Raw genomic sequence first — 26,213 nt, forward strand, 5'->3', positions numbered from 1 at the left:
ATGACAATCAGGCGAACGCGAAGGTGGGATATTGGCATCCGACGACAGATGGCTGGAGCGGTTGCGGCTCGAGCTGGCCTGGTTCACCGGTCAGGCTGTGCTGCGCAGCCGCGGCGCCGGCGCGATCCTGCGCTTTCAACACGTGCGGCCGCGGCGGCGCGGCGCGTTTCAGCCGCTGCGTGAAAGCGAAATCAGTCCGCAATTCCTCGATCGCGCCATTCATGCGCTGAAGCGGTGGGGGTATGACTTCCTCGGCATGGACGATGTCTGCCGCCGCGCGGTGACGCTGCCGCAGAATCGGCGCTTCGTGGCGCTGACCTTCGACGGCGCCAACAAGGACCTCATCAGCTTCGCCTATCCGGTGCTGGCGCGCCACGCCGTGCCGTTCACGATCTATGTGCCCACCGCGTTTCCCGATGGAGTCGGCGATGGCTGGTGGCTCGGGCTCGAGCGGATGATCGCGCGCGAGAGCCGCATCAACCTGATGATGGGCGAGAAAGAGCAACGTTTCACCGTCACGGGCAACGCCGAGAAGCAGGCGCTGTTTTCGTTCGTCGAGAGCTGGCTGCGCTCGTTGCCGCCGGCGGATTTGTCGGCCGCGATCGCCGATCTCTGCACGCGCTACCGGATCGACCTCGCTGCGCTCACGCGCGAAGCCTCGATGGATTGGGAGGATCTGGTAAAGCTTGCGGCGGATCCGCTGGTCACGGTCGGCAGCGCGACGGTGAACTATCCCGTTCTCGCCAACATGAAGGACGCCGCCGCGTTGCGCGAGATGACGATGGGCAAGGCGGTCGCGGAAGCGGCCTTCGACCGCGATATCAGGCATCTGGCCTTTCCGTTCGGCGATCGCTCGTCTTTCCGGCGCAGCCACGTCGTCATGGCGGAAGAGGCCGGCTTTGCCAGCGCCGTCTCGACCATCTCTGGCATCGTGGACGCGGAGGGGCGCACCAATCTGCACGCACTGCCGCGGATTTCCTGGGACGGCCGGATACAATCACTGCGCATGCTGCGCGTGCTGGTGTCCGGTGTTGCCTTCGCGCCGGTGAAACCGACCGGCAGCGTTACGAATTAAGATTTGACGCGATCCGGCCGCTGCATCCAACTCACGATCGGCATCGCCGGCAGCACCCAGCCCATGCCGACCACCACGTAGTAGATCGCCTGCCGCCAGCCGGACTCGGCGATCCACGGCATCTGCGCCAGCGCCATGCCGAGCAGGGCCCAGACAGTGGCCAGCACCAGGAGCAGGATGGCGCCGAGGAACTTGCGGGTGCGGATCGTCATGGCGGAATGCTGCGGCCTTCGCGTAACTTGCGCTGCGGGAGCGGGGGACTATAAGGGGCACGCAGTCCGGTTCAAGTCTCTTTGCAACAAGGCTTGGTTTTGCCCCTGAAATGACGACGATTTTCGCTCCGACCAACCCGCATCGCGCCGTGCGCTGGTGGTTGATTTCCGTGGCCGCCCTCATCGCGCTGATGGTGCTGGTCGGCGGCGCGACGCGGCTGACGGAATCCGGCCTCTCGATCGTCGAATGGAAGCCGGTCACGGGCAGCGTGCCGCCGCTGTCGGAGGCGCAGTGGACCGAGGCCTTCGAGGCCTACAAGAAGATCCCGCAATACCGCGAGCTCAACGCCGGCATGAGCCTGTCCGAGTTCAAGGAGATCTATTGGTGGGAATGGAGCCACCGCTTTCTCGGCCGCTTCATCGGCGTTGCCTATCTCTTGCCGTTCCTGTTCTTCCTGTGGCGCGGCGGCCTGTCGGGCGAGTTGAAACGGCGGCTGTGGCTGCTGTTCGCGCTTGGCGGACTCCAGGGCGCCGTCGGCTGGTGGATGGTGGCCTCGGGTCTCACGGAACGGGTCGAGGTTTCGCAATATCGGCTCGCGACGCATCTGATGCTCGCGCTGCTGATCTTTGCCGGCATCGTCTGGACGGTGCGGCGGCTCGCCGAGCGTCCGCAGATCGTTGCGCCCGCGCGGCTGAGATTCACGAGCGTGCTGCTACTCATCGTGACCTTCGTCCAGATCTATTTCGGCGCGCTGGTCGCGGGTCTGCGCGCCGGGCGTGCCTACAACACCTGGCCGCAGATCGACGGCGCGTTCATTCCCGCAGGCGACCGGCTCTGGTTCGAGACGCCGTGGTGGCGCAACATGTTCGACAACGTGCTGACGGTGCAGTTCGAGCACCGCATGACGGCCTATGCGCTGTTCGTGCTGGCGGCGCTGCACGCATTCGATGCGGTGCGTTCACGCGCGGGCCGAGCTGCGAGCGGCGCGCTGTTGCTGCTGGGCGCGGTGGGCCTGCAGGCGGTGCTCGGCATCCTCACGCTGCTCAACCAGGTGCCGATCGATCTCGCGCTTTCGCACCAAGCGGTTGCGATCGTGGTGCTCACGCTTGCAGTGATGCAGGTGGAGCGGCTGGCCTCGCGACAATCTGCACAGGCGCAGCCGCGCGCGGTTCCGGTCGGTCAGGCCGGCTGATCAGGTCAGCAATAGCCGTAGACGCCGCACGCGTAGGGCAGGCGCCAGAAATAGCCGACCTGTGGTCCGCCGTAGTACGGGCCCTGATAATCGTAGCTCCAGGGCCGGCCATAATAGCCCGGCAAGGTGCTGGAGCCGGGCAGGAGCGGCGTGCCCGGCAGGTTGCGGATGTAGCTGCCGATGCCATAGGCCGGCGAGATCAGCGCATCCGGATCGGTCTCGACATAGACCTGTGGCGGGTCCTGCGGCGGCACGGCAGCGCGCCGTCTCGCTGTGGCCGGCAGATCGGCGGCAACGGCAGCTGAGACCGTCAGCATGGCGGCAAGGGCAGGCACCATCCAGCGCAGCATCGTCGGCTCCGAATCAAAGGGGCGATCCAAGGACGATGTATGCGGTAGATATGGTTAATGACTGTTAACGCGGGCTGTCATTCCGGGGCGAGGCAACGCCCCGGAATGACCAGGAAAGCTACGCCCCCAGCGCCTGCTCCAGATCGGCGATCAGATCTTCCTTGTCTTCGATGCCGATCGAGAGCCGCACCACGTCGGGGCCGGCGCCGGACTTCACCTTGGCGGCGTCGTCGAGCTGGCTGTGCGTCGTCGAGGCCGGGTGGATGACCAGCGAGCGGGTGTCGCCGACGTTGGCCAAGTGCGAGAACAGCTGCAGCTTCGACACCAGGCTGACGCCGGCGTCATAGCCGCCCTTCAGGCTGAAGGTGAACACGGCGCCTGCGCCCTTCGGCGCGTATTTGCGTGCAAGCTGGTTGTACTTGTCGCTTGCCAAGCCCGCATAGCTCACCGAGGCCACCGCCGGATGGCCGGCGAGGAATTCTGCAACGGCCTTGGCGTTGTCGCAGTGCTTCTGCATCCGCAGCGGCAGCGTCTCGATGCCGGTCAGGATCATGAAGGCGTTGAACGGCGACAGCGCGGGTCCGAGATCGCGCAGGCCCAGCACGCGGCAGGCGATCGCGAAAGCGAAATTGCCAAAGGTCTCCTGGAGGCGGATGCCGTGATATTCGGGCCGCGGCTCCGACAGCATCGGATATTTGCCGCCCGTGGACCAGTCGAACGTGCCGGCGTCGACGATGATGCCGCCGAGCGAATTGCCGTGGCCGCCCAGGAATTTCGTCAGCGAGTGCACGACGATGTCGGCGCCATGGTCGATCGGGCGGATCAGGTAGGGCGAGGCCAGCGTGTTGTCGACGATCAGCGGCACGCCCGCCTTGCGCGCCACCGTCGAGATCGCCTCGATGTCGGTGATGCTGCCGCCGGGATTGGCAATGGACTCGATGAAGATGGCCTTCGTGCGCGGCGTCACCGCGCGCTCGAAGCTTGCGATGTCATCGGAATCCGCCCACACCACGTTCCAGCCGAAGCTCTTGAACGCATGCGAGAACTGGTTGATCGAGCCGCCATAGAGCTTGCGCGCGGCGATGAATTCGTCGCCGGGCTGGAGCAATTGCTGCAGCACCACGACCTGTGCGGCGTGGCCCGAGGCGACCGCAAGCGCGGCGGTGCCGCCTTCGAGTGCGGCAACACGCTCTTCCAGCACCGCGTTGGTGGGATTGCCGATGCGGGTATAGATGTTGCCGAATGCCTGCAGGCCGAACAGCGAGGCGGCGTGGTCGGCGTCGTTGAAGACGAAAGAGGTGGTTTGATAAATCGGGGTCGCGCGCGCACCGGTGGTGGGATCGGGTTGTGCACCGGCATGCACGGCGAGGGTTGAAAATCCCGGAAGGCGATCGCTCATTGAGGGCGTCCTGTTCTTGTGATCTGAAATCGCGCGGCATGCTGATCGGCGACGCGCCCGCCGTCAAGGCGCCGCTTCACATCACGGCGCTACGATTGTCACGTTCGCGCAACGGAAGTTTATTGCGTCAGCTTTGCTCGGTCTTGTTCTTTGCAGCGCGATCGGAAGCTGCGGTGTCGCCGCCGCCGACACTCATCCGATTGAGGGATAGCTGCATGCCTTGCGTCGGCGCCGGCGGCCGTTTGGAGCTCAGCGTGCGTGAATTGACGCCCATCCAGGAAATCTCGGACGACAAGCGGCCATATTCGATCTTGGGGCAGCGGTTCATCACGACCTTGATCCCGGCGGCCTCGGCCTTCGCCGCGGCTGCGTCTTCGCGCGCGCCAAGCTGCATCCAGATCACCTTCGGCAGCGGATCGAGCGTGAGCGCTTCTTCGACCACCGGCATGATGTGGCTGGAGTTGCGAAAGATGTCGATCATGTCGACGGGGCGGCCGATGTCGGAGAGCGAGGCGACAAACGGCTTTCCGAGCAGATCCTTGCCGACATGGCCGGGATTGACCGGGATCATGTCATAGCCGCGCTGCGCCAGATATTTGAACGCAAAATAGCTCGGCCGCACATTGACGGGCGAGGCGCCGACCATCGCGATCGACTTCACGCTGTTGAGGATGCCGCGGATGTAATTGTCGGGATAGGCGTCGTGGTTCATCTTTTTCTTTCTCTGACCCTCATGGTGAGGAGCGCGGCCCGCGCGTCTCGAACCATGAGGCCACAGTCGGGCCTCCATCCTTCGAGACGCCGCGTTCCGCGGCTCCTCAGGATGAGGAGTTGACTATTCATCCCGCCATGTCGGCGTGCGCTTCTCGATGAACGCGCCGATGCCTTCCTCGGCGTCGCGCGCCATCATGTTCTCGGTCATCACCTCTGCCGCATAGCGATAGGCGTCCGCAAGGCTCATCTCGGCCTGGCGATAGAACGCCTCCTTGCCGAGCTTGACGGTGTAGGCCGACTTCAGCGCGACCTGTTCGGCGAGGGCAATTGCGGCCTCGCGCTCGGTGCCGGCCGCGACCACGCGGTTGATGAGCCCGATCTCGCGGGCGCGCGTGGCCGCGATCGGCTCGCCGGTCAGCAGCATTTCCATCGCCTGCTTGCGCGGCACGTTCCGCGACAGCGCCACCATCGGCGTGGAGCAGAACAGGCCGATATCGACGCCCGGCGTGGCGAAGCTCGCCGCTTCCGAGGCGATCGCGAGATCGCAGCTTGCCACGAGCTGGCAGCCGGCCGCGGTCGCAATGCCCTGGACGGCCGCGACCACGGGCTTCGGCAAATGCACGACCGCCTGCATCATCGCGCTGCAGGCGGTCATCATCTCGGCAAAGAAGGCGCGGCCGCGATCCGGGTCAGTGCGGCGCGCGGTCAGCTCCTTCATGTCGTGGCCGGCGGAGAAGGCGGGGCCGTTGGCGGCGATCACCACGCCGCGGACCGCCTTGTCGTCGCGGATCTCATTGAGCTCGGCATGCAGGCTTGCGATCATCGCCTGCGACAGGCTGTTGCGCGCGGCCGGACGGTTCAGCGTCAGGACCGCGATGGGGCCTATGGTCTCGCGCAGCAGGCTCGACGGTTGCGGGGAGGGGGCGCGGGCGGCCTGGGCGGACATCGAAGCGTTCCCGGTTGGATTCTTGCAATTGGATGACGCAGATAACTTAATGTAACAGGGGATGCGAAGCGAGGGTGAGGCGAAGCATGGCGTTAGCGAAAATGAGCGTGGCGGAGGTCGAGCAGTTTCTCCGTGACGAGTTTCCCCAGGCCTTCAGCGGCGATGACATCACGATCGAGAGCGCCGACGGCCAGACCTGCCTTTTGCGCCAGCGCTACAGCGAAAGGATGCTGCGGCCGGGTGGAACCGTGTCCGGCCCGACGCTGATGGCACTGGCGGATTTCGCGATGTACGTGGTGCTGCTGTCCGCGATCGGGCCGATCGGGCTCGCGGTCACCACCAATCTCAACATCAACTTCCTGCGTAAGGGGCTACCGGGACAGGACGTGCTCGCGGAAGCGCGGCTGCTCAAGCTCGGCAAGCGCCTGGCGGTCGGCGAGGTGAAGCTGCTGTCCGGCACGTCGCCCGATCCCATTGCCCATGTCACCTCGACCTATTCCATTCCAAATGTTTGAGCTTTTCGCAGGTAATATAGTACCATAATTTTAAGATATTGATTTTGCTATTGTAATTCCCGCTATGGGGCATTGACCGTTGCGCGTCTCTTCTCTAGAAAACCGCCCAGTCCGGCGCGGTGTTCGCGCCGATATCTCCCGTCCACGGAAACTCCGATATGAAAACCTTTTCGGCAAAGCCGGCTGAGGTGACGAAGAAGTGGGTACTGATCGACGCCAAGGGTCTGGTCGTCGGCCGTCTCGCAACCATCGTCGCCATGCGCCTGCGCGGCAAACACCTCCCGACCTACACCCCGCACGTTGATTGCGGCGACAACGTCATCATCATCAACGCGCAGCATGCGGTCCTCACCGGTCGCAAGCGCGAGCAGAAGACCTATTACAAGCACACCGGTTACGTCGGCCACGTCAAGGAGCGCACCGCGCGCCAGATCCTCGAGGGCAAGCATCCCGAGCGCGTGCTCGAGAAGGCCGTCGAGCGCATGATCCCGCGTGGTCCGCTCGGTCGCGTCCAGATGGGCAACCTCCGCGTCTATGGCGGCGCCGATCATCCTCACGAGGCCCAGACGCCCGAGAAGATCGACATCGCCAAGTTGAACCGCAAGAACACGAGGGCCGCATAACATGGCCGAATCCATCCAGTCGCTCGACCAGCTCTCGCAGCTCAAGACGGCGGCCGCGCCCGACGCGCCCAAGCACGAGAAGAAGGTCGACAAGTTCAACCGCGCCTACGCCACCGGCAAGCGCAAGGACGCGGTCGCCCGCGTCTGGATCAAGCCGGGCGCCGGCAAGGTCACGGTCAATTCGCGCGAGGTCGAGGTCTATTTCGCCCGTCCCGTGCTGCGCATGATGATCGAGCAGCCGTTCTCGGTGGCCGCGCGTTCCGGCCAGTACGACGTGATCTGCACGGTTGCCGGCGGTGGTCTGTCCGGCCAGGCCGGTGCCGTCCGTCACGGCATCTCCAAGGCGCTCACCTATTTCGAGCCGGAGCTGCGTACCGTGCTCAAGAAGGGCGGCTTCCTGACCCGCGACTCCCGCGTGGTCGAGCGCAAGAAGTACGGCAAGGCCAAGGCCCGCCGGTCCTTCCAGTTCTCGAAGCGTTAATCGCTTCGGTCACATTCGCCGCGAAAGCGGCTTCAATGAGATGCAAAAGGGCGCTGATTTCAGCGCCCTTTTTGTTGTTCGTTTGTATGCAAATTGATGACGTGTTTCCCGAAAACTTGGCCTCGCGTGAAAACCTGAATGGAACTCGCGGGACATAGCGTCGCATCTGGAAGGGCGCGCAAGTCGGCTGGGCCGATCGCGTAACTTGCTATGTCTAGAAGGGGGCCGACATGATGTCGCTCGATAGCATCACGCTCTATTTGGTCGCCACCATGGTTGCCGCACTGCTCGGCGCCATGATGGTGTTTTTCGGCAAGCAGGAGAACAGCCCCGCGCTGAAATGGTGGGGCACCGCGTATCTCCTCGGCGCAGCGTCCGTCGCGCTATGGACCGCGGCCGGCGACAAGCTCGGCCCGCATCTTTACCTTGCGCTGAACGCAGTCGGCTTCGTCGCCTGCGGCATGGTGTGGAATGCGGCGCGCGTCTTCCACGGCCGCAAGCCGAATTGGCCGGGTCTCCTTGTCGGCGCGCTGGCCTGGGCCGCCGCCGTGACGCTGCTTGATCCCGCCGCGTCCATGCTGCGCATGATCGTCGGCGCCGGCATCGTCTCGGTCTATGCGGCACTGACGGCGAGCGAGCTCTGGGTTGAGCGGCGCAAGAGCCTGCAACGGCGCTGGCCGGCCTTCGTGGTGCCGGTGATGCACGGCTGCGTGCTGATGCTGCCGATCGTGCTCGGCAGCTTCCTGCGTCCGAACGATGCCGGCTTCTCCAGCAGCATCTGGGTCACCGTGTTTGCGGTCGAGCTCATCCTTTATGCCGTCGGCACCGTGTTCGTGATCTTCATGCTGGTGTCGGAGCGCACGGTGACTGCGCACCGGACCGCCGCGTCCACCGATCCCCTGACCGGCATGCTCAACCGCCGCGGCTTCTCGGAAGCCTGCGGGCGCGTGATCGAGCGCGAAGCCAAGGCCGGCCGTCCCGTGACCGTGATGATCTTCGACATCGATCATTTCAAGTCGATCAACGACCGCTTCGGCCATCCTGCCGGCGACGAGATGCTGAAGCTGTTCTCGACCGTCGTCGTCAGCAACCTGCGCATGACCGACATGTCGGGCCGCATCGGCGGCGAGGAGTTCGCCGCCCTGCTGCCGTGTTCGCTGGAGGAGGGCGTGCTGGTTGCCGAGCGCGTGCGCGAGGCGTTCGAGACCTCCGGCGTCGTGGTCGATGAGGGCCCGGTCGACACCACCGTCAGCATCGGCGTTGCCGGCGGTCCGGCCGGCACCGAGCTCGAGGTGTTGCTGGCCTCGGCCGACACAGCGCTCTACCAGGCCAAGCGCGGCGGTCGTAACCGCGTCGAGGCGGCGGAGGAGCTGCCGCTGTCGCTGGAGAACTGGCGTCGCCAGAGCGCGGCGCGGGTTGGTGCGCCGCAGGCGCGTCCGGCCACCGCCTGAAGCCAAGAGGCGCCTCAAGAGGCGCCTTCGGTAATCCGCTGTTTACCATTCGATCCCTACCATTGCGGTCATGGAATCGATCCGTCGACAGAACCCGCAGGCTGCCCTGATGTCGCTTGAAGCCGCTGCGGCCTCGGCACGCGGCGGCTTCGCTTGCGTGTTCTCCACTGCGGATGAATACGAGCGCGCGCTGATCACCGAGCGCCGCGCGCAGGGGCGCTACACGCAAAGCCGTAGCTACTGGCCGCTCGCGCTGTTCATCGGTTGCGCGCTCATCGTGGCAGGCACCGCTCTGCTGTTCGCCTGAGAGCACGCATTTTTGACCGGTCAGGGCGCCGATTCGGTGCCTTTTTCTTCGTTGCGGTCTACGGTAGACACACCCATCAAACAAACAGGGTGGAAACCGATGATCACCGAGATTGCGCAAATCGACGTCAAGCCGGGCAGCGAGAAGGATTTTGAGGCGGCCGTCGCCAAGGCCAAGGCCGCCTTCGGCGGTTCGAAGGGCTTTCACGGCTTCGAGCTGCACAAGTCGATCGAGAAGCCGCAGCGCTACCGGCTGATGGTGAAGTGGGCGACGCTGGAGAACCACACCGTCGATTTCCGCGGCTCGGAGAATTTCACCGAATGGCGCGGCCTCGTCGGTCAGTATTTTGCTTCACCCCCGGAGGTCGAGCACACCGAGACCGTGCTGACGACCTGAGCGACTTCACGACGCCTTACGCGTCGCCTGAGCATGATCTTTCCGGAAAACCGCTGCGCATTTTTCCGGATCATGCTGCCAGGGGCGGCGCCTCATACGTCTTGAAGTGGTCGATCATGACCTTGGCGATGGCGACCAGTGGCAGCGCCAGCGCCAGGCCCCAGATGCCGAACACGACGCCGAGCAGGATCTGGAACGCGAACAGCGTGGCCGGCGGGATGTCGAGTGCCTGCCGCTGCAGGATCGGCGTCAGCACATAGCTCTCCATCGCGTGCACGCCCATGAAGAGGACGAAGGCCGACAGCGCCGGAATCCAGCCCGAGGCGAGGCTCGCGAGCACCACGACGACGCCGGCAATGATGGCGCCGACGGTCGGAATGAAGGCGAGCAGGCCCGCCTGAATCCCCAGGATGAACGAGCCCGGGATGCCGATGATGGCAAGCCCGATCCAGGTCACGATGCCAACCGCAATCATCACGACGATCTGCGCGATCAGCCAGCGTTCCAGCGTCTCGCTGATGCCGTCGATGATCAGGGTGACGCGGGTGCGATGCCTCGCCGGCGCCAGGAACAACAGGCCGTCGTGATAGACGCCGGGCTGGGCGGCGAAGGACAGCCCCAGGAACAGAACGATGAAGATGTTTCCCACGCCGTGGATGGTGCCGAGCAGGAGCTTGAAGGTCTGGCTCACGATCGCGCCACCGCTGGAGGCCAGCGCGCCGGCGCCGGGCAAGGAACCGCGCGGGGGTGCTGCTGGCGAGGGTGTCGAGTCCGATGGTGGATTGGCCGAAGTGTCGGACGCAGCGTTGCCGAGATCGAAGAAGCTGGTGTCGATCCCGTGGCTGTCCAGGAAGGTCTTCACGTTGCCGATCTGCGACTTGATGGTCTTGCTCAGCAGCGAGGCCTGCTCGGCGATGGTGGCGCCGCCGAGATAGGCGACGCCTGCGAGCAGCGCCGCAAGCACGACGCAGACGATCGCGAGCCGGACCGGATGCGGCAGGTGCACGCGGCGGCCGAGCGCGTTGGTCAGCGCGTTGAGGCCGACGCCGAGCAGCATGCCGGTGAAGATCAGCAGCAGCGTGGTCGCAAAATACCAGGTGAAGACCAGCATCGCCGTGAACAGCACGACACCGATGCCGCCGACCGAAATTGCCCAAGCCAGATCGGTGCGGGTCGTGGGGCGTTGGTCTGCGAGGATGGTCACATCATGTCCTTTTCGGCGGCTGCGGGCGGGGCACTCTTTCGACAAACGCGCTTTCGATCAAGACCGCGTCAACGCGCTGGTTTGACGCTGTCGCGCGAACGGTGCAGAGCGACGAGGAGAAAACAGGTGGGGGGCGCTTGAGTTTCATCAGCAAATGGGCCGGTCTGCTGGGGCTTCTGGCCGTGATCGTGATCGGTGACCAGATCCGGATCAACCGGCCCGGCCACAAATACCGCCTCACGGTTGAGGTGACGACGCCTGACGGGATCAAGACGGGGTCCGGTGTTCTCGCCGTGGTGCCTGACCGCAACTATAACCGCGGCGGCCGCACCACGATGCGCGGGGAGGCCGTGTTCGTCGATCTCGGCCAAGACGGCGGCAAAGGCAAGAACCTGGTGGCATTGCTGGCGCATCAGCAGGGCGGCAAGCTCGACCTCGACGACATCAACTATGTCGCGCTCCGTGCCTATGGCGCCGCGCGCGGCAACCGCGTCTCGTTCAACGACATCAGCCGGCAGGCCGGCATTGTCCCGGTGCAGGGGGAGCTGGTCCCCGTGCTCGTGAGCTTTGGCGATCCCAAAGACCCCAAGACCGCGCGCCTTGTCGCCGGCGACCATGCGGATACGGTTCTGGGCGACGGCTACGCCGTCCGCGGCCTCACCGCCGAGGTGGTACCCAACGGGTTTTGGCCGATCGATTTCGGCGGGGTGCTCGGGGAGCCCGTGACGCGCGGAATCGAGGCGAAATTGCCCTGGCTGGCCACGCCGGGCGACGTGGCGGCAACCGCGCTGAAGGCCGCCGGCCTGCCCGTCGTGGGGACAACCGAGGCCCGGGAGGCATTTGCGCGAAAATAGCATTGCCGTCCCGCGATCCCTTCTGTTGAATTTGTTCCATCCCGAGGGCATGTTTGGAGAATCTTCTTACGCGGGAGGTCGGAACGGGAGATGAGAAAGCCGGTCGTCGGCGTGATCGGGAACGCCCATCGCGTCGAAAATCGATTTCAGGTCCAGATGGTCGGCGAGCGCAATTTGCGCGCTGTGGCCGAGGTTTCCGGCGGCCTGCCGATGATGTTTGCGGGAGCGCCCGACATCACCGATATCGGCGCGCTGCTCGATGTGGTCGACGGGATCGTGCTCACCGGCGCCCGCGCCAACGTCCATCCGACCCGTTTCAATGTCGATCCGTGCGAGCGGCACGAGCCCTACGACATCCACCGCGACGAGGTGGCGCTGGCGCTGTCGGTCGCCTGCGTGTCCCGCGGCATTCCGCTGTTCGGCATCTGCCGGGGCCTGCAGGAGATGAACGTCGCCTTCGGCGGCTCGCTGCATCCGGAGATCCGCGAGATCCCCGGCCGCATGAACCACCGCATGCCCAGGCTCGAGAACGGCGAGATTCATCCCGATCCGACCGTGGTGTTCGCCGACCGTCACGACGTCGACCTCACGCCGGGCGGCGCGTTCGCAAAACTGCTCGGCTGCGAGAAGATCAGGGTCAATTCGCTGCATGGCCAGGGCATTCTCGATCCCGGCAAGCGCGTGCTGATCGAGGGCGTCGCCGAGGACGGCACCATCGAGGCGATCCGCATCGCGGAAGCCCCGACCTTCGCGCTCGGCGTACAATGGCACGCCGAATACGACCCGCAGCGCAATCCGATCAACCGCAAGCTGTTCGAGGCGTTCGGCGAGGCGATGGTTGTGCGCCAGCGCGCGGCGGCGTAGCAAGAAGCTCGCTCGCAGCCCTCGACTGAACGGCGCCTTGGTTTCGCGGCTTACGCCGTCTGCACCATCCGTCTTGCGCGATAGGCCTGCGGCGACATCAGGGTTAGCTTGCGAAACGCCTTGCGAAAGCTGCTCTCGTCCTCATAGCCGGCCGTGCGTGCGATGGTCTTGATCGGCTGCGCCGTCGTCTCCAGCAGCGTGCGCGCGTGCTCGACGCGGCGACGCATGATGAAGGCTTGCGGCGGCTCGCGCGTGAGCTCCTGGAACTTCCGGTTCAGCGTGCGCTCGCTGAGGCCGAGCGCATCGGCGAGGCGCTTGACCGTCATCGGGCTCTTGCCGGTGCGCCGAACCAGCAGGTCGGCCCTGGTCAGCAGCGGGTCCTGCGACAGCAAATAGCCGATGGGCATGAAGATCGATTGGGTGCGTTGCGCGGTGTCGATGACGACGTAGTCCGCGCAGAGCTTTGCAATCTCCTTGCCGTCGACCATCTCGATCAGCCTGAGCAGGAGGTCGACCCACGACATTGGTCCGGCCGCGCAGACGATGCGGTCCGCGACGGTGATGACGGCGTCGGCAGCGAGGTCGATGGTGGGATGGCGCTGCCGCAGCTCGCCTTGCAGCCACCAGGTGATGGTGGCGCGGCGGTGGTCGAGCAGGCCGCTGCCTGCAAGCAGGAACACGCCGCTGCAGAATGCGCCGATCAGCCGGCCGCTCGCATGCTGCTGCCGAAGCCAGGCGCCGGCGCGGGCATATTGCGGTTGCAGGCGTTCCGCCGTGACGTGATCGACGAGGTTGCCGGGGACGAGGATCGCGTCGAAGCGACCGCGTTTGCCGACCGCGCCATCGACGGCGACCATCTGGCCGCCGCCGGCGCGCACCGGCTTGCCGTCGAGCGAAAGCACCTCCCAGGCGAAGCGCGTTTTCGCACCGCTCTGCTGCATCACGTGATTGGCGAGCGACAGGATGTCGGCGACCCCGGCGATCGCCGAATGCATGCAGCCTTCCAGCGCCAGAATTGCGAGCTTCATGAGACCTCCAGGACAGGCGCGGCGATCCTAGCCGATCGGCGCGGGGCTGCGTGGCGGAAATTGCCCGATCTCTGTCTCATCCGCCACTGCCTTGCCGGCGCTGTCAGGTCCAGTCTCGTGCCGTCGTCACACGACATCATTGGAGAGAGACATGCCTTACGTCACCATTTCCACCGTCCGCGGCATCCTGGATGCCGGGCAAAAGAAGACCCTGCTCGAACGCGTCACCGATCTCCTGGTCGAGGTCGAAGGGCAGGGCAACCCGGATTTCCGCCGCAACGTCTGGGTCAGGATCGAGGAGCAGGAGCCGGCGCACTGGTCGCTGGGCGGCATGCAGCCGACGCCTGAGATCATCGCCGGCATGTTCGGCACGATCGGCGCGGATGGCGTGCGGGTCCGACGGCCGTAGCAGCGCAGCGTGCGCGGGCGGACCAGCCCAAGGCATGGTTCGCCACCGCCCTGTGCTCAATCGATCTGCGGGGCGATTTCCATTGCATCGCACAATCACGACCATGGCCTGCACGCGGCCGCATTGAGGTTCGCAAGACGCCCACCATATGTTCTGCAAGGGAGCCCTGCCGTGCAGACCATGAAGGCGGCCCTCGTTGCGGCGATTGGCGTCGTGGCTTTGATCTGCTGCCTCCTTCCCAGCTCAGCGGAGGAGAACGGCCGTCTTGCATTGATCGTTTCGATCGACGGAGCCATAGGCCCTGCGTCGGCCAGCTACGTGAAGGAGGCTTTGGCCAAGGCAAGCGAACGGCGTGCCGAGGTCGTGCTCCTGAGACTGAACACGCCCGGCGGCCTCAATTCCAGCATGCGCGAGATCATCGCGGATGTGCTGGCCTCGCCGATCCCTGTCGTCGGTTACGTCGCTCCCTCCGGCGCCCACGCGGCGAGCGCGGGGACCTATATCCTTTATGCGACCCACATCGCGGCGATGGCGCCGGGCACCAATATTGGCGCCGCGACGCCGGTGCAGATCGGCGGGCCGCTGCCGGGTCTTCCGAGCGGACCGGCGGACAAGGGCGGCAAGGACAAGAAGGACGGTGACCAGCAGAGCGAGTCCAAGGATCAGCCCAAGGATGCCATGACGGCAAAGGCGACCAATGATGCGGTTGCCTTCATCCGCAGCCTTGCGGAGCTGCGCAACCGCAATGTGGACTGGGCGGAGAAGGCGGTCCGTGAGGCTGCCACGCTCTCTGCGAACGCCGCGCTAGAGGCTCATGCCATCGATCTCGTCGCGCGCGATCAGGCTGAATTGCTGAGGCAGATCGATGGTCGCGTGGTCGAGGTCGCAGGCGGCAAGACGCAACGCCTGGTGACAAAGGATGCCGTCGTTGAAGCCATCGATCCCGGACCGATATCCCGCTTCCTGGCGGTGATCACCGATCCGAACGTGGCGTTCATTCTCCTGATGGTCGGCATCTACGGCTTGATCTTCGAGTTCATGTCTCCTGGAGCCGTCGCCCCCGGAGTCGTCGGCGCGATCTGCCTGCTGATCGGCCTCTATGCGCTCAATCTGCTGCCGATCAATTATGCCGGCCTCGCCCTGATGTTGGTTGGACTCGTGCTTCTCACCATCGAAGCCTTCAACCCGACCGTGGTAATCGGGCTCGGAGGGATCATCGCGTTCGTGCTGGGAGCGCTGATGCTTTTCAGGGGCGAGGCGCCGGGCTACCACCTGTCGTGGTGGGTGATCGGCATCACCGCAGCAGTGTTCGCCGGCTTTGCGCTCGTCGTGCTCGGTTCGCTTCGGCGCGTCGGCAGGGCTCCTGCACTGGTCGGCGCGCAGGCCATGCGAGGCTTGCCCGCCGAGGTTCTCGACTGGAATGGGAACGAAGGTCATGTCTTCGCCCATGGTGAGCGCTGGCAGGCGCGCGGCGCCGAAACGTTCAAGCCTGGAGAGACGGTCGAAGTCGCCAACATCGTCGACCTGACGCTGCTGATACGGCGCGCACCAACAGGCGAGGGAGGTACATCATGATGCTGGAATATCTGACCTATGCGGCGCTCGCGTTGCTTGTCATCATGTTCCTGTCCCAGGCTATTCGAATCCTGCGCGAGTACGAGCGTGGCGTCATCTTTACGCTCGGCCGCTTTACCGGCGTGAAGGGCCCGGGCCTCATCATCCTCATTCCGATCGTGCAGCAACTGGTGAAGGTGGATCTGCGGGTGATGGTGCAGGTCGTGCCGCCGCAGGACGTGATTTCGCGGGACAACGTCTCCGTCAAGGTCAACGCCGTTCTGTACTTCCGCATCGTCGACCCCGAACGGGCCATCATCAAGGTCGGCGACTACATGGCCGCGACCAGCCAGCTCGCCCAGACCACCTTGCGCTCGGTGCTCGGCAAGCACGAGCTCGACGAGATGCTCGCCGAGCGCGACAGGTTGAACGCGGACATCCAGGAGATCCTCGACAAGCAGACCGACGTCTGGGGCATCAAGGTCACCGGCATCGAGATCAAGGACGTCGATCTCAATGAAACCATGGTGCGCGCGATTGCTAAACAGGCCGAGGCGGAGCGGTTGCGGCGGGCCAAGGTGATCAATGCGATGGGCGAGCAGCAGGCTGCCGAAAAGCTCGTCGAGGCCGGCCGGATTCTCGCGCAGGAGCCTCAGGCGATGCAACTACGTTATTTCGCGGCCCTGCACGACATCGCGGGCGAACGGTCGTCGACCATCGTCTTTCCGCTGCCGACGGGCCTGCTCGACCATTTTGTGCCGCGGCGCGACAACMCGTAGCCATCAGCGGCAGGATGACCCATCTTCGGCCCAAATGGAGGTGTCGAATATTGCTCCCAACTTAAACGGGAGGAGAATTCGATGATGAAGCATGCCGCCAGACCAGCAAGCCGCCGCCGAAATCGGACATTGATGCTCACCGTCCCGCTGGTCGCCCTCGCACTTTGGTCGTGGGGGATCGATGCGGCGCAGGCCGCAGAGCCGGGCAAGGACGCGACGGCGGCTAGCCTGCCGCGCATTCTCGTGCTTGCGACGGGAGGTACCATCGCAGGCCAGGCCGACGCGCGCGCGACCGGCGCGTACAAATCCGGCCAGATCACCGGGGAGCAGTTGATGCAGTCGGTACCGGGCCTGGACAAGCTCGCGAAGCTGAACGCTGAGCAGATTTCGTCGATCGGATCCCAGGACATGAACGACAAGGTCTGGTTTGCCCTGGCCCGCCGCATCCAAGACGCCTTCGACAAGAATGAAGCCGATGGAATCCTCATCACCCACGGCACGGATACGCTCGAGGAGACCGCGTTCTTTCTCGACAATGTCGTGCGCGGCGACAAGCCGGTGGTGATCGTCGGTTCGATGCGTCCGGCCACGGCGGTGAGTGCGGACGGCCCCGGCAATCTGTACGAAGCGGTGCAGGTGGCGGCCGATCCGCGCTCTCGCGGCCGCGGCGTGATGGCCGTGCTGAACGACAAGATCCAAAGCGCCCGCTCGATCACCAAGACCAACACCACGAGCATCGAGACGTTCAGCTCCCCCAATGACGGCCCGATCGGCTATGTCGACACCGCCGGCGGCATCCGTTTCATGACCCAGGCCGCCGGCAAGCGCACGACCTATCCGCTCCCGGCGGGCGAGCAATTGCCGCGCGTCGAGATCGTCTACTCGCATGCCAACATGGACGCCGTTCCGATCGAGGACGCCATTTCGCACGGCGCCAAGGGCATCGTGCTGGCCGGCGTCGGCGACGGCAACACGTCGAAGCAGGCCCTCGATGCGCTCGAAGCGGCGGCGAAGAAGGGCGTCATCGTCGTCCGCTCGACGCGGGTCCGATCCGGCTTCGTCACCCGGAATGTCGAGGTTGACGACGACAAGAACGGGTTCGTCGTGTCCGAGGACCTCAATCCGCAGAAGGCCCGTGTTCTCACTCAATTGCTGATCGCGGGCGGGGTTACGGCTCCGGCCGAGCTCCAGCGCGCCTTCACTGCAACGTGGTGATTGGGCGCGTCGTGTCCTGCAGGGTGGGTTAGCGTAATCCACCCTGCGACTCCCCAAAACGAAAAGGCGCTCCTCGCGGAGCGCCTTTTGCTTGTCGCAGAGAGTTTGGGCCGCTTAGCCCGAATAGTACATGTCGAACTCGACCGGGTGCGGGGTCATTTCGAAGCGCTCGACCTCGGTCATCTTCAGCTCGATGTAGCTGTCGATGAAGTCGTCGTCGAACACGCCGCCGTTCTTGAGGAAGCCGCGGTCCTTGTCGAGGTTTTCGAGCGCCTCGCGGAGCGAGCCGCACACCGTCGGGATCTGCTTCAGCTCTTCCTTCGGCAGGTCGTAGAGGTCCTTGTCCATCGCCGGACCCGGATCGATCTTGTTCTTGATGCCGTCGAGGCCGGCCATCAGCATCGCGGCGAAGCCGAGATAGGGATTGGCGAGCGGATCGGGGAAGCGCACCTCGACACGCTTGGCCTTCGGCGAAGCGGTGTAGGGGATGCGGCAGGAGGCCGAGCGGTTGCGCGCGGAGTAGGCGAGCAGCACGGGAGCCTCATAGCCCGGGACCAGACGCTTGTAGGAGTTGGTCGACGGGTTGGTGAAGGCGTTGATCGCCTTGGCGTGCTTGATGATGCCGCCGATGTAGTGAAGGCAGGTCTCCGACAGGTCGGCGTACTTGTTGCCGGCGAACACCGGCTTGCCGTCCTTCCAGATCGACTGGTGCACGTGCATGCCCGAGCCGTTGTCGCCATAGACCGGCTTCGGCATGAAGGTGGCGGTCTTGCCGTAGATGTGCGCGACCTGGTGGATGCAGTACTTGTAGATCTGCATGTGGTCGGCCATCAGCGTCAGCGTGTCGAACTTCATGCCGAGCTCGTGCTGGGCGGACGCGACTTCGTGGTGATGCTTCTCGACCTTGACGCCCATCTTGGCCATGGCGCCGAGCATTTCGGAGCGCATGTCCTGCACGGAGTCCTGCGGCGGCACCGGGAAGTAGCCGCCCTTGGTGCGGACGCGGTGGCCGAGATTGCCGCCTTCATATTCGGTGTCGGAGTTGGTCGGCAGCTCCGAGGAGTCGAGACGGAAGCCGGTGTTGTAGGGGTTGGCGGAGAAGCGCACGTCGTCGAACACGAAGAACTCGGCTTCGGGGCCGACGAACACGCTGTCGCCCACGCCCATCGACTTCACCATGGCCTCGGCCTTCTTGGCGATGCCGCGGGGGTCGCGGTTGTAGGGCTCGCCGGTGGTCGGCTCGAGCACGTCGCAGGTGATGACCATGGTGGTCTCGGCGAAGAACGGGTCGATCGTCGCGGTCACCGGATCCGGCATCAGGCACATGTCGGACTCGTTGATCGCCTTCCAGCCGGCGATCGAGGAGCCGTCGAACATCGTCCCTTCGGCGAAAATGTCCTCATCGATCATGCTGATGTCGAACGTCACGTGCTGCCACTTGCCGCGCGGATCGGTGAAGCGCAGGTCGACGTATTTGACGTCGTTGTCCTTGATCGATTTCAGGACGTCTTTGGCGGTCTTCATGCATACCCCTTTTGGCTCTGCGGGTCGGTTTCCAGGTGAGCAAGATTGTTCTCGCTTTTGGCGAGTTCGCGCGCGAGCGCACAAACAAAATCAGGCCGCCGAAGCAGCCTTTTTCTTGTCGGAGTGTCGCAAAATGCGGGATAGCACCCGGCTCAGATAGCGTCCAGCCCGGATTCGCCGGTCCGGATGCGGATCGCCTCTTCGATATTGGAGACGAAAATCTTGCCGTCGCCGATGCGCCCGGTCTGCGCGGCGCGGCGGATCGCGTCGATGGCGCGCTCGACCAGATCGTCGCCGATCACGATCTCGATCTTCACCTTGGGGAGGAAATCGACGATGTATTCTGCGCCGCGGTAAAGCTCGGCGTGGCCCTTCTGCCGGCCAAAGCCCTTGGCCTCGGTCACGGTGATGCCTTGCAGGCCGACTTCCTGAAGCGCTTCCTTCACCTCGTCGAGCTTGAATGGCTTGATGATGGCTTCGATTTTCTTCACTGCGCGCCTCCCGGCCTTTCGATCAAATAGCAACGTCTTCGTCAGGATGCGCTTTTCTTAACGCACGATCTTGTCTTCGCTATGCCGGGATGCCTGACCAGCCCGGCAACAACGGCCGGCCACACCCTGATAGATTGCCAGTGAGCACGACGAACCGAAGCGGCTTCCTCGAAAGCAGGGTCTATGCCAAGTTGCAAATGCCCTGATTATTGGAGCGTTATCAGCCTTTTAACCCGCATCTCTGATAGGTGGAGCCGACTGGCTCAAAATACCGCAGACTACGAAATAGGCAATCGGTTCAATATCTGTGCAAATCGTTGTTCTGCCGGGTGGGCCTGTACGGAACGTGCCTGTTGAAAAGGCGTTTGGACCAGGGAAGTGGCATGGAAGTTCTGACCAACGCTGAAATGCAGCGTGCCGACCAGCTCAGTATTGCGGCAGGCACGCCCGGCTTCAAGCTGATGCTCAGCGCGGGGCAGGCGGTCGCGGAGGCCGCCAATGCGCTGGTGGAGGAGGGGCCGATCCTGATCGTGGCCGGTCCCGGCAACAATGGCGGCGACGGTTTTGTCGCAGCCGCGGAGCTCGCCGCGCAAGGGCGCGACGTCTCGGTGATCCTGATGTGCGAGCGCGACCAGCTCCAGGGTGACGCGGCCTCCGCGGCGCGCGGCTGGAAGCACCCGGTGCTGCCGTTCAATCCGCAGGCGATCGGCAAGCCCGCGCTGATCATCGATGCGCTGTTCGGCGCGGGCCTCAGTCGCCCGGTCGACGGCGAGGCGCATGCGATGATCGAAGCGATCAACGCCAACGGCGCCCCGGTGCTCGCGGTCGACCTGCCGAGCGGCATCAACGGYACCAGCGCAGCTTTGATGGGTGCGGCGGTGAACGCCACCGAGACCGTCACCTTCTTCCGCAAGAAGCCGGCGCATTTGCTGCTGCCCGGCCGGATGCATTGCGGCCACGTGCGCGTCGCCGACATCGGCATCGACGCACAGGTGCTGGACGAGATCGCGCCGCGGACCTTCGAGAACGATCCGGATTTCTGGGGCACCGCCTTTCCGGTGCCGCGCATCGACGGCCATAAATACGCACGGGGCCACGTGCTGGCGGTCTCGGGCGATGCCGCCGCGACTGGCGCAGCGCGGCTCGCCGCCCGTGGCGCTTTGCGGGCCGGAGCCGGCCTCGTGACGCTGGCGACCCCGCGCGATGCGCTCGCGATCAATGCCAGCGCGCTCACCGCGGTGATGGTTCGGGCCTGCGACACAGCGGTCGAATTCGGCGCGTTGCTCGGCGACAAGCGCTACAACACCTGCCTGATCGGACCCGGCGCGGGCGTCGGCGATCGCACCTGCGATCTGGTCCACACGGCGCTTCACGCGCAGCGGCATCTGGTGCTGGACGCGGATGCGCTGACGAGCTTTGCCGCAAACCCCGAGCGGCTGTTTGAATCGATCAAGTCCTCTGAGGACAGTGCGGTCGTGCTGACGCCGCACGAGGGTGAATTTCCGCGCCTGTTCTCCGACCTCAGCAACAAACATCCGGGCCGCTCGAAGCTGGAGCGCGTCCGCGCCGCCGCCGAGCGCTGTGGTGCGGTCGTGCTGCTGAAGGGGCCGGATACCACCATCGCCGCGCCCGACGGGCGCGCCACCATCGCCGCCAACGCGCCGCCCTGGCTCGCCACCGCCGGCGCCGGCGACGTGCTCGCCGGCATCATCGCAGGACTTCTGGCGCAGGGCGTGCCGGCCTTCGAAGCCGCCAGCATCGGCGTCTGGATGCATGGCGAGGCGGGAAGCGAGGCGGGGCCCGGCCTGATCGCGGAGGACCTGACCGAGACGCTGCCGGCCGTGCACCGGCGGATCTATAATGCGCTCGGGGTGGAGTACTAGTGCTCAGGCTGCTCGCACTCACCGATATGGGCGAGGCCGCGCAGGTCCATCGGATTGCGTTTGACCGGGCGATGCCGTGGCTCGTTGGGCTGCACACACCTGACGAGGACAGCTGGTTCTACCGCGAGCGCGTTTTCACGACGTGCCGTGTGTGGGGACGGTTCGATGATGGCGTCCTGAGCGGGATCATCGCCTTCCGCGAAGGTTGGGTCGAGCAGCTCAATGTGCTTCCCGCCGCCCAGGGGTGCGGCGTCGGCACAGAACTCCTCGATGTCGCCAAGCGGGCCAGCGACCAGCTGGAGCTCTGGACCTTCGAGCGCAACGCGCCGGCGCGGCGCTTCTATGAGGCGCGCGGGTTCGCACTGGTTGAGCAGACCGACGGGGCGCGGAACGAGGAGCGGGAGCCCGACGCTCGCTACCTCTGGACGCGCCGGTAAGTCGCTCACTCCACCCCGTACCAGCGCACCAGCCGCGGCGCGGCCCAGTCGGTCACGACGGATTCGATCAGCCAGGGTCCGGGTGAGGTCGCCGCGAATGCGATGCGCTGGGTTTGGCCGGGCTCGATTGCGAGCGTGTCGAGCCAGTAGGGCTTCCAGCCGTCGTCGAGCTTGTCGAGCAGGCGAAAATGATGGCCGTGCAGGTGAAACACGATCGTGGCCGGTCCGGGGTTCTTGAGGGCCAGCACGACGGTGCGGCCGGTCCTGGCGCGGAAGGCCGGATTGGAGGAGACGGAGAAGCTTGCAGGCCGTGCCCAGCCGGCGTCGGGCGCGCCGAGCGCGACATCGAACCGCAGGGCGCCTTTGAGGTCGAGCTTCTCGGGGAGGTCGTTCAGGGGGAGCGGCTGTGGTGGCAGCAGCGGCGCGCGCCGCTCGAGCTTGCCTGATATCGTGAGGCTCCCGACCTGGCGCGCCTCCTTGCCGTCATGCAACAGGAATGGGGCCGATGTGGCCGCGTCCACGAAGGCGTCGGCGCGTGTGCCGGGGGCGAGCACCAGGGCGCCGTTGCGCGCCGGGAATGGCTCGGCCGGCTGTCCGTCGAGGGCCATCACCTGGACCTCGTGGCCTTCCAATTTGATCGCCAGAACAGAACGTTGCGAGCCGTTGATAAAGCGCAGCCGCAGCCGCTCGCCGGCCGCCGCTGAGAGTTCGAATGAAGTCCGCCCATTGAGCGTGAAGAGCGGTGTCGTGTCCTCGGGAACGCGGCCGGGCGGAAGCGCGGTCCCATCCGGCCGCAGGCGCCATTCCTCGATCAACAGGACCTCGTCGCGGTCGACAGGGACGCGATTTGTCTCGCCGGCGATGATCGGAAGCGGGCGCGCGGGCAGCTTCAGACCGTCTTCGAAGAGACGGAAGTCGGCTGCCAGAGTTCCTGCGTTTGGTATTGAAACAATTGAGGTTTCAGTCACATTCGGCGCAGTCGGCGTACGCCCTCGCAACGGGTCGGCCCCGGCCGGGCCATTCAGGCCGTACCAGACTGGCGCAAGCGGGACAGGCAGGTCGTTCCGGAAGACCACCTCGCAGCGGTCGCCTCGCTTGAGACGGACGTTCCCGATATGGCTTACGGCGGCCAGCTCCCAGATCGGTGTCGCCGGCTGACCCGGCCTGAGCGCCAGGGTTGCCGGCCTTGCCTGCAGGGCGAGCTGGGCGGTGACAGCGGGGGTTGCGCCGCCGGCGATCAGCCCGGCCGCGGAGGCTCCAAGTCCGGCTCCAAGTCCGGCTCCAAGTCCAGCTCCAAGTCCGGCCAAAACCTCACGCCGGGTCGGGTCAGAGATCCGCGTTTTCATGGCTTGATGCGGACCATGAAGCGCTGGATAAGTCCAGCCGTCGCGCCTACTTAAAGCCTGACTCTATCGGGCCATTTTTTTGCTGCGAACAGTCAGGCACATGCTATAAGCCCGGCCGCCCGCGGCATCGCGGCCGGTCTTGATGCAAATTCACGCGGGCGTGGCGGAACTGGTAGACGCGCTGGATTTAGGTTCCAGTGACGAAAGTTGTGGGGGTTCGAGTCCCTCCGCCCGCACCAAGCGCTTTCAGCGTTTGCACGGATTACCGAAGGGCTGCTTCCTCACGGAGTGTTTCCGGCGGAAGTGGTCCGATGAACCACCGGCGTTGAGGCGTCTTGCCTCGCGCCGGTTCGATTAATGACAGCGTCCCGACGCATGCGTGCCGGGGCCGAGCGAGAAGAAGATTGGACGCCATGCAGGTCACAGAAACCCTCTCGGAAGGTTTGAAGCACGAGTTCAAGATCAGCGTTCCCGCGTCTGATCTCGACGCCAAGGCTGGTGCCAAACTCGTCGATCTCAAGGACAAGGTCCGCATCAACGGCTTCCGCCCCGGCAAGGTGCCGGTCGCTCACCTGAAGAAGGTCTATGGCCGCTCGGTGATGGCCGAGACCATCGACCAGACCATCCGCGACACCAACACGCAGCTGTTCTCCGACCGTGGCTTCAAGCTTGCGACCGAGCCGAAGATCACCATGCCGAGCGAGCAGGCCGAGGTCGAGGAACTGCTCAACGGCAAGACCGATCTGACCTACACGGTCGCGATCGAAGTGGTGCCCGCGATCGCGCTCGCCGACTTCAAGAGCTTCCAGGTCGAGAAGCCCGTCGCTGACGTGTCCGACACCGATGTCGACGAAGCCATCAAGCGCATCGCCGACAGCAACCGCGGCTATGCGGCCAAGGCCGAGGGCGCCAAGGCCGAGTCGGGCGACCGCGTCACCATCAACTTCAAGGGCACCATCAACGGCGAAGTCTTCGAGGGCGGCACCGGCGAGGGCATCCAGGTAGCGATCGGTTCCAATACCTTCATCCCCGGCTTCGAGGAGCAGCTCACCGGCATCGGCGCGGGCGAGACGCGCACGCTGAAAGTGTCGTTCCCCAAGAACTACATGAACGACAAGCTCGCCGGCCAGCCGGCCGAGTTCGAGACCACCGCGACCTCGATCGAGGCGCCGCAGGACGTCGCGATCGATGACGAGTTCGCCAAGACGCTGGGCCTCGAATCGCTGGACAAGCTGAAGGAAGCCGCGCGCGAGCGTCTGGCTGCCGAGTTCGCCGGCGCGACGCGCCAGCGCGTCAAGCGTGCGCTGCTCGACCGCCTCGACGAGGCGCATCGCTTCGAAGCGCCGCCGTCGCTCGTCGACGAGGAGTTCAATCTGATGTGGAACTCGGTCAAGGCCGAGATGGATTCGGCCGGCAAGACCTTCGCGGACGAGGATACCACCGAAGACAAGGCCAAGGACGAGTACCGCAAGATCGCCGACCGCCGCGTTCGGCTCGGCCTCGTGCTGTCCGAGATCGGCGAGAAGAACAAGATCACCGTGACCGACGACGAGGTCGGCCGCGCCGTGATCGAGCGCGCTCGCTCGATGCCGGGCCGCGAGAAGGAAGTCTGGGACTATTACCGCAGCAACGCCCAGGCGCTGGCCCAGCTTCGTGCACCGATTTACGAGGACAAGGTCGTCGACTTCATCCTCGAGCTCGCCAACGTGACCGAGAAGAAGGTCTCGCGCGAGGACCTCTACAAGGACGAGGACGCGGAAAAGACCGCAGCCTGAAGGCTCTAGAGCGTTTTCGAGCGAAGTGGATACCGGTTCGCGTAAAGAAAACGCGTCAAACTTAGAATCTAGAGCCCCGTTCCGATTCAATCGGACCGGGGCTCTAGGAAAGCCTTCCATTAAGGATGATCAGCAAAGGGGCCCGGCTAGCCAACTGGCTGGCTGGGCCTGTTTGCGAGAATCAGCTTCAAGTGCCCCGTGGATTAAGCCTTAATTCGCTCCGCACTTGTCTGGCGCGAATTGGGCTATATCTGTCGGTACGCCCTGTACCCAAGTCTTATACCAAGCGTTCTACCTCTACCCACTTCCTGCATCACTGGCGTCCATCGGCCTTCCGGCAAATCCAGCCAAACTGGCAGCCAAGACTGGCAATGTCCGCCTCCTAAAACCCTAGGTGACTCATGCGCGATCCGGTTGAAACCTACATGAACCTCGTGCCCATGGTGGTCGAGCAGACCAACCGTGGCGAGCGCGCCTACGACATCTTCTCGCGCCTGTTGAAGGAGCGCATCATTTTCCTGACCGGGCCGGTCGAGGACGGCATGTCGACGCTGGTGGTCGCGCAGCTCCTGTTCCTTGAAGCGGAAAATCCGAAGAAGGAAATCTCGATGTACATCAACTCGCCGGGCGGCGTGGTGACGTCGGGCCTTGCGATCTACGACACCATGCAGTTCATCCGCCCGCCGGTCTCGACGCTGTGCACGGGCCAGGCCGCCTCGATGGGCTCGCTGCTGCTCTGCGCCGGCGAGAAGGACATGCGCTTCTCGCTGCCGAACGCGCGCATCATGGTGCATCAGCCCTCCGGTGGCTTCCAGGGCCAGGCCACCGACATCATGCTGCACGCGCAGGAAATCCTGAACCTGAAGAAGCGGCTCAACGAGATCTACGTGAAGCACACCGGTCAGACCTACAAGACGATCGAGGACGCGCTGGAACGCGACAAGTTCCTCACCGCGAACGACGCCAAGGAGTTCGGCCTGGTCGACAGGGTCATCGACAAGCGCGCCGAAGAGCCGGCGGCGAAACCGCAGTAACGCGAACGGGGCTGCAACATCGATCCCTGGAATACCTATGGGGATTTCTCGGGATCGTCAGGGCGACGTTCACGTTAACGGCGCACTACGCGGCGGCGCAAAAAACAGTCTTGCGCCCCGCGACAGGCAGAAAGTTCCGCTTTCGTGCTTGTTT

General features: G+C 64.6%; 28 protein-coding genes and 1 tRNA gene. 19 read left to right on the forward strand and 10 right to left on the reverse strand.

The genetic code is table 11. The annotated features are described in order from the left end of the window. Positions 1 to 31: 31 nt before the first annotated feature. The gene (locus tag AC1DW2_RS30320; protein WP_354112937.1) at positions 32 to 1,075 is read left to right on the forward strand and encodes a polysaccharide deacetylase family protein; all 1,044 of its coding nucleotides are present in this window, start codon (positions 32 to 34) and stop codon (positions 1,073 to 1,075) included. Here the strand turns inward: AC1DW2_RS30320 and AC1DW2_RS30325 are convergent. Continuing rightward, positions 1,072 to 1,287: a DUF2842 domain-containing protein gene (locus AC1DW2_RS30325; protein ID WP_014494810.1), complete on the reverse strand. Its 216-nt coding sequence runs from the start codon at positions 1,285 to 1,287 to the stop codon at positions 1,072 to 1,074. The two genes, AC1DW2_RS30320 and AC1DW2_RS30325, sit on opposite strands and share 4 nt — an antisense overlap. A gap of 110 nt (positions 1,288 to 1,397) precedes the next feature. Between AC1DW2_RS30325 and AC1DW2_RS30330 the strand changes: the two genes are divergently transcribed. Then, positions 1,398 to 2,480 (forward strand): COX15/CtaA family protein, encoded by a 1,083-nt coding sequence (locus AC1DW2_RS30330; protein WP_354112936.1) that lies wholly within the window; start codon positions 1,398 to 1,400, stop codon positions 2,478 to 2,480. Between the two features lie 5 nt (positions 2,481 to 2,485). On the opposite strand, the gene AC1DW2_RS30335 is transcribed toward AC1DW2_RS30330, so the two are convergent. The 4 genes from AC1DW2_RS30335 to AC1DW2_RS30350 form a co-directional block, all read right to left on the reverse strand. Next, positions 2,486 to 2,830 (reverse strand): hypothetical protein, encoded by a 345-nt coding sequence (locus AC1DW2_RS30335; RefSeq protein ID WP_063982941.1) that lies wholly within the window; start codon positions 2,828 to 2,830, stop codon positions 2,486 to 2,488. A 118-nt stretch (positions 2,831 to 2,948) separates the two neighbouring features. Next, the gene (locus tag AC1DW2_RS30340) at positions 2,949 to 4,229 is read right to left on the reverse strand and encodes an O-acetylhomoserine aminocarboxypropyltransferase (RefSeq protein WP_028149015.1); all 1,281 of its coding nucleotides are present in this window, start codon (positions 4,227 to 4,229) and stop codon (positions 2,949 to 2,951) included. 127 nt (positions 4,230 to 4,356) lie between these two features. Further along, positions 4,357 to 4,941, reverse strand: coding sequence for a CoA-binding protein (locus AC1DW2_RS30345; RefSeq protein WP_135215985.1), 585 nt, complete (start codon positions 4,939 to 4,941; stop codon positions 4,357 to 4,359). A 123-nt stretch (positions 4,942 to 5,064) separates the two neighbouring features. Further along, the gene (locus AC1DW2_RS30350; protein WP_135215986.1) at positions 5,065 to 5,889 is read right to left on the reverse strand and encodes an enoyl-CoA hydratase; all 825 of its coding nucleotides are present in this window, start codon (positions 5,887 to 5,889) and stop codon (positions 5,065 to 5,067) included. Positions 5,890 to 5,975: 86 nt separating this feature from the next. Here AC1DW2_RS30350 and AC1DW2_RS30355 point away from each other — a divergent pair, with 86 nt between their 5' ends. From AC1DW2_RS30355 to AC1DW2_RS30380, 6 genes are all read left to right on the forward strand, one after another. Continuing rightward, complete coding sequence (locus AC1DW2_RS30355; RefSeq protein ID WP_135215987.1) at positions 5,976 to 6,404, forward strand: PaaI family thioesterase; 429 nt, start codon at positions 5,976 to 5,978, stop codon at positions 6,402 to 6,404. A gap of 158 nt (positions 6,405 to 6,562) precedes the next feature. Further along, positions 6,563 to 7,027 (forward strand): 50S ribosomal protein L13, encoded by a 465-nt coding sequence (gene rplM, locus AC1DW2_RS30360; RefSeq protein WP_008137961.1) that lies wholly within the window; start codon positions 6,563 to 6,565, stop codon positions 7,025 to 7,027. A gap of 1 nt (position 7,028) precedes the next feature. Beyond that, positions 7,029 to 7,508, forward strand: a complete 480-nt coding sequence (gene rpsI, locus AC1DW2_RS30365) for a 30S ribosomal protein S9 (protein WP_007611021.1) — start codon at positions 7,029 to 7,031, stop codon at positions 7,506 to 7,508. A 230-nt stretch (positions 7,509 to 7,738) separates the two neighbouring features. Further along, entirely contained in the window at positions 7,739 to 8,959 is a 1,221-nt protein-coding gene (locus tag AC1DW2_RS30370) for a GGDEF domain-containing protein (protein ID WP_135215988.1), read from the forward strand. Positions 8,960 to 9,029: 70 nt separating this feature from the next. Beyond that, the gene (locus AC1DW2_RS30375; RefSeq protein WP_014494818.1) at positions 9,030 to 9,266 is read left to right on the forward strand and encodes a hypothetical protein; all 237 of its coding nucleotides are present in this window, start codon (positions 9,030 to 9,032) and stop codon (positions 9,264 to 9,266) included. A gap of 99 nt (positions 9,267 to 9,365) precedes the next feature. Then, entirely contained in the window at positions 9,366 to 9,662 is a 297-nt protein-coding gene (locus AC1DW2_RS30380; RefSeq protein WP_028155908.1) for an antibiotic biosynthesis monooxygenase family protein, read from the forward strand. A 70-nt stretch (positions 9,663 to 9,732) separates the two neighbouring features. Here the strand turns inward: AC1DW2_RS30380 and AC1DW2_RS30385 are convergent, their stop codons facing one another. Continuing rightward, on the reverse strand, positions 9,733 to 10,866 hold the full coding sequence (locus AC1DW2_RS30385) for an AI-2E family transporter (RefSeq protein ID WP_354112935.1): 1,134 nt from the start codon (positions 10,864 to 10,866) through the stop codon (positions 9,733 to 9,735). A 137-nt stretch (positions 10,867 to 11,003) separates the two neighbouring features. Here AC1DW2_RS30385 and AC1DW2_RS30390 point away from each other — a divergent pair, with 137 nt between their 5' ends. Beyond that, positions 11,004 to 11,720, forward strand: coding sequence for a hypothetical protein (locus tag AC1DW2_RS30390; RefSeq protein ID WP_135215990.1), 717 nt, complete (start codon positions 11,004 to 11,006; stop codon positions 11,718 to 11,720). A 90-nt stretch (positions 11,721 to 11,810) separates the two neighbouring features. Next, complete coding sequence (locus AC1DW2_RS30395; RefSeq protein ID WP_071913319.1) at positions 11,811 to 12,584, forward strand: gamma-glutamyl-gamma-aminobutyrate hydrolase family protein; 774 nt, start codon at positions 11,811 to 11,813, stop codon at positions 12,582 to 12,584. A 50-nt stretch (positions 12,585 to 12,634) separates the two neighbouring features. Here AC1DW2_RS30395 and AC1DW2_RS30400 read toward each other — a convergent pair whose 3' ends face one another. Continuing rightward, complete coding sequence (locus AC1DW2_RS30400) at positions 12,635 to 13,612, reverse strand: GlxA family transcriptional regulator (protein WP_071913321.1); 978 nt, start codon at positions 13,610 to 13,612, stop codon at positions 12,635 to 12,637. Positions 13,613 to 13,763: 151 nt separating this feature from the next. On the opposite strand from AC1DW2_RS30400, the gene AC1DW2_RS30405 reads away from it, so the two are divergent. From AC1DW2_RS30405 to AC1DW2_RS30420, 4 genes are all read left to right on the forward strand, one after another. Continuing rightward, on the forward strand, positions 13,764 to 14,021 hold the full coding sequence (locus AC1DW2_RS30405) for a tautomerase family protein (protein WP_071913326.1): 258 nt from the start codon (positions 13,764 to 13,766) through the stop codon (positions 14,019 to 14,021). 171 nt (positions 14,022 to 14,192) lie between these two features. After that, positions 14,193 to 15,596 carry an NfeD family protein gene (locus AC1DW2_RS30410; protein ID WP_085400722.1) on the forward strand — a complete coding sequence of 468 codons (1,404 nt, stop codon included), beginning with the start codon at positions 14,193 to 14,195 and terminating at the stop codon, positions 15,594 to 15,596. After that, entirely contained in the window at positions 15,593 to 16,354 is a 762-nt protein-coding gene (locus tag AC1DW2_RS30415; RefSeq protein ID WP_477007824.1) for a slipin family protein, read from the forward strand. Before AC1DW2_RS30410 ends, AC1DW2_RS30415 begins: the two co-directional genes overlap by 4 nt. Positions 16,355 to 16,435: 81 nt before the next feature. Then, positions 16,436 to 17,569 carry an asparaginase gene (locus AC1DW2_RS30420; protein ID WP_135215991.1) on the forward strand — a complete coding sequence of 378 codons (1,134 nt, stop codon included), beginning with the start codon at positions 16,436 to 16,438 and terminating at the stop codon, positions 17,567 to 17,569. A 114-nt stretch (positions 17,570 to 17,683) separates the two neighbouring features. Here AC1DW2_RS30420 and glnA read toward each other — a convergent pair whose 3' ends face one another. Together glnA and AC1DW2_RS30430 are read right to left on the reverse strand one after the other, a co-directional pair. Next, on the reverse strand, positions 17,684 to 19,093 hold the full coding sequence (gene glnA / locus AC1DW2_RS30425; RefSeq protein ID WP_063982953.1) for a type I glutamate--ammonia ligase: 1,410 nt from the start codon (positions 19,091 to 19,093) through the stop codon (positions 17,684 to 17,686). Between the two features lie 152 nt (positions 19,094 to 19,245). After that, the gene (locus tag AC1DW2_RS30430) at positions 19,246 to 19,584 is read right to left on the reverse strand and encodes a P-II family nitrogen regulator (protein WP_007603495.1); all 339 of its coding nucleotides are present in this window, start codon (positions 19,582 to 19,584) and stop codon (positions 19,246 to 19,248) included. Positions 19,585 to 19,967: 383 nt separating this feature from the next. On the opposite strand from AC1DW2_RS30430, the gene AC1DW2_RS30435 reads away from it, so the two are divergent. Continuing rightward, the gene (locus AC1DW2_RS30435; RefSeq protein ID WP_477007825.1) at positions 19,968 to 21,467 is read left to right on the forward strand and encodes an NAD(P)H-hydrate dehydratase; all 1,500 of its coding nucleotides are present in this window, start codon (positions 19,968 to 19,970) and stop codon (positions 21,465 to 21,467) included. Next, complete coding sequence (locus AC1DW2_RS30440; protein WP_477007826.1) at positions 21,467 to 21,904, forward strand: GNAT family N-acetyltransferase; 438 nt, start codon at positions 21,467 to 21,469, stop codon at positions 21,902 to 21,904. The genes AC1DW2_RS30435 and AC1DW2_RS30440 overlap by 1 nt, the downstream gene beginning before the upstream one ends. Positions 21,905 to 21,909: 5 nt before the next feature. Here the strand turns inward: AC1DW2_RS30440 and AC1DW2_RS30445 are convergent, their stop codons facing one another. Next, a complete protein-coding gene (locus tag AC1DW2_RS30445) occupies positions 21,910 to 23,250 on the reverse strand; it encodes a multicopper oxidase family protein (RefSeq protein WP_477007827.1) in 1,341 nt (446 codons plus the stop codon). Between the two features lie 154 nt (positions 23,251 to 23,404). Between AC1DW2_RS30445 and AC1DW2_RS30450 the strand changes: the two genes are divergently transcribed. The 3 genes from AC1DW2_RS30450 to AC1DW2_RS30460 all read left to right on the forward strand — a co-directional run bounded on the left by AC1DW2_RS30450 (position 23,405) and on the right by AC1DW2_RS30460 (position 26,059). Continuing rightward, positions 23,405 to 23,489, forward strand: a tRNA-Leu gene (locus AC1DW2_RS30450). A 174-nt stretch (positions 23,490 to 23,663) separates the two neighbouring features. Next, positions 23,664 to 25,025: a trigger factor gene (gene tig, locus AC1DW2_RS30455; protein ID WP_063982957.1), complete on the forward strand. Its 1,362-nt coding sequence runs from the start codon at positions 23,664 to 23,666 to the stop codon at positions 25,023 to 25,025. 401 nt (positions 25,026 to 25,426) lie between these two features. Beyond that, positions 25,427 to 26,059: an ATP-dependent Clp protease proteolytic subunit gene (locus tag AC1DW2_RS30460; protein ID WP_063982958.1), complete on the forward strand. Its 633-nt coding sequence runs from the start codon at positions 25,427 to 25,429 to the stop codon at positions 26,057 to 26,059. The last annotated feature ends 154 nt before the right edge of the window (positions 26,060 to 26,213 follow it).

This window comes from Bradyrhizobium sp. P3_C3, from assembly GCF_056402655.1.

Bases quoted from the DNA above. Each gene is read 5' to 3' on its own strand.
- AC1DW2_RS30445 (WP_477007827.1), bottom strand. From the start codon at position 23,250: ATGAAAACGCGGATCTCTGACCCGACCCGGCGTGAGGTTTTGGCCGGA.
- AC1DW2_RS30335 (WP_063982941.1), bottom strand. From the start codon at position 2,830: ATGCTGCGCTGGATGGTGCCTGCCCTTGCCGCCATGCTGACGGTCTCA.
- AC1DW2_RS30325 (WP_014494810.1), bottom strand. From the start codon at position 1,287: ATGACGATCCGCACCCGCAAGTTCCTCGGCGCCATCCTGCTCCTGGTG.
- AC1DW2_RS30330 (WP_354112936.1), top strand. From the start codon at position 1,398: ATGACGACGATTTTCGCTCCGACCAACCCGCATCGCGCCGTGCGCTGG.
- rplM (WP_008137961.1), top strand. From the start codon at position 6,563: ATGAAAACCTTTTCGGCAAAGCCGGCTGAGGTGACGAAGAAGTGGGTA.
- AC1DW2_RS30375 (WP_014494818.1), top strand. From the start codon at position 9,030: ATGGAATCGATCCGTCGACAGAACCCGCAGGCTGCCCTGATGTCGCTT.
- rpsI (WP_007611021.1), top strand. From the start codon at position 7,029: ATGGCCGAATCCATCCAGTCGCTCGACCAGCTCTCGCAGCTCAAGACG.
- AC1DW2_RS30380 (WP_028155908.1), top strand. From the start codon at position 9,366: ATGATCACCGAGATTGCGCAAATCGACGTCAAGCCGGGCAGCGAGAAG.
- glnA (WP_063982953.1), bottom strand. From the start codon at position 19,093: ATGAAGACCGCCAAAGACGTCCTGAAATCGATCAAGGACAACGACGTC.
- AC1DW2_RS30345 (WP_135215985.1), bottom strand. From the start codon at position 4,941: ATGAACCACGACGCCTATCCCGACAATTACATCCGCGGCATCCTCAAC.
- AC1DW2_RS30400 (WP_071913321.1), bottom strand. From the start codon at position 13,612: ATGAAGCTCGCAATTCTGGCGCTGGAAGGCTGCATGCATTCGGCGATC.
- AC1DW2_RS30355 (WP_135215987.1), top strand. From the start codon at position 5,976: ATGGCGTTAGCGAAAATGAGCGTGGCGGAGGTCGAGCAGTTTCTCCGT.
- AC1DW2_RS30405 (WP_071913326.1), top strand. From the start codon at position 13,764: ATGCCTTACGTCACCATTTCCACCGTCCGCGGCATCCTGGATGCCGGG.
- AC1DW2_RS30460 (WP_063982958.1), top strand. From the start codon at position 25,427: ATGCGCGATCCGGTTGAAACCTACATGAACCTCGTGCCCATGGTGGTC.
- AC1DW2_RS30340 (WP_028149015.1), bottom strand. From the start codon at position 4,229: ATGAGCGATCGCCTTCCGGGATTTTCAACCCTCGCCGTGCATGCCGGT.
- AC1DW2_RS30395 (WP_071913319.1), top strand. From the start codon at position 11,811: ATGAGAAAGCCGGTCGTCGGCGTGATCGGGAACGCCCATCGCGTCGAA.
- tig (WP_063982957.1), top strand. From the start codon at position 23,664: ATGCAGGTCACAGAAACCCTCTCGGAAGGTTTGAAGCACGAGTTCAAG.
- AC1DW2_RS30370 (WP_135215988.1), top strand. From the start codon at position 7,739: ATGATGTCGCTCGATAGCATCACGCTCTATTTGGTCGCCACCATGGTT.
- AC1DW2_RS30420 (WP_135215991.1), top strand. From the start codon at position 16,436: ATGATGAAGCATGCCGCCAGACCAGCAAGCCGCCGCCGAAATCGGACA.
- AC1DW2_RS30350 (WP_135215986.1), bottom strand. From the start codon at position 5,889: ATGTCCGCCCAGGCCGCCCGCGCCCCCTCCCCGCAACCGTCGAGCCTG.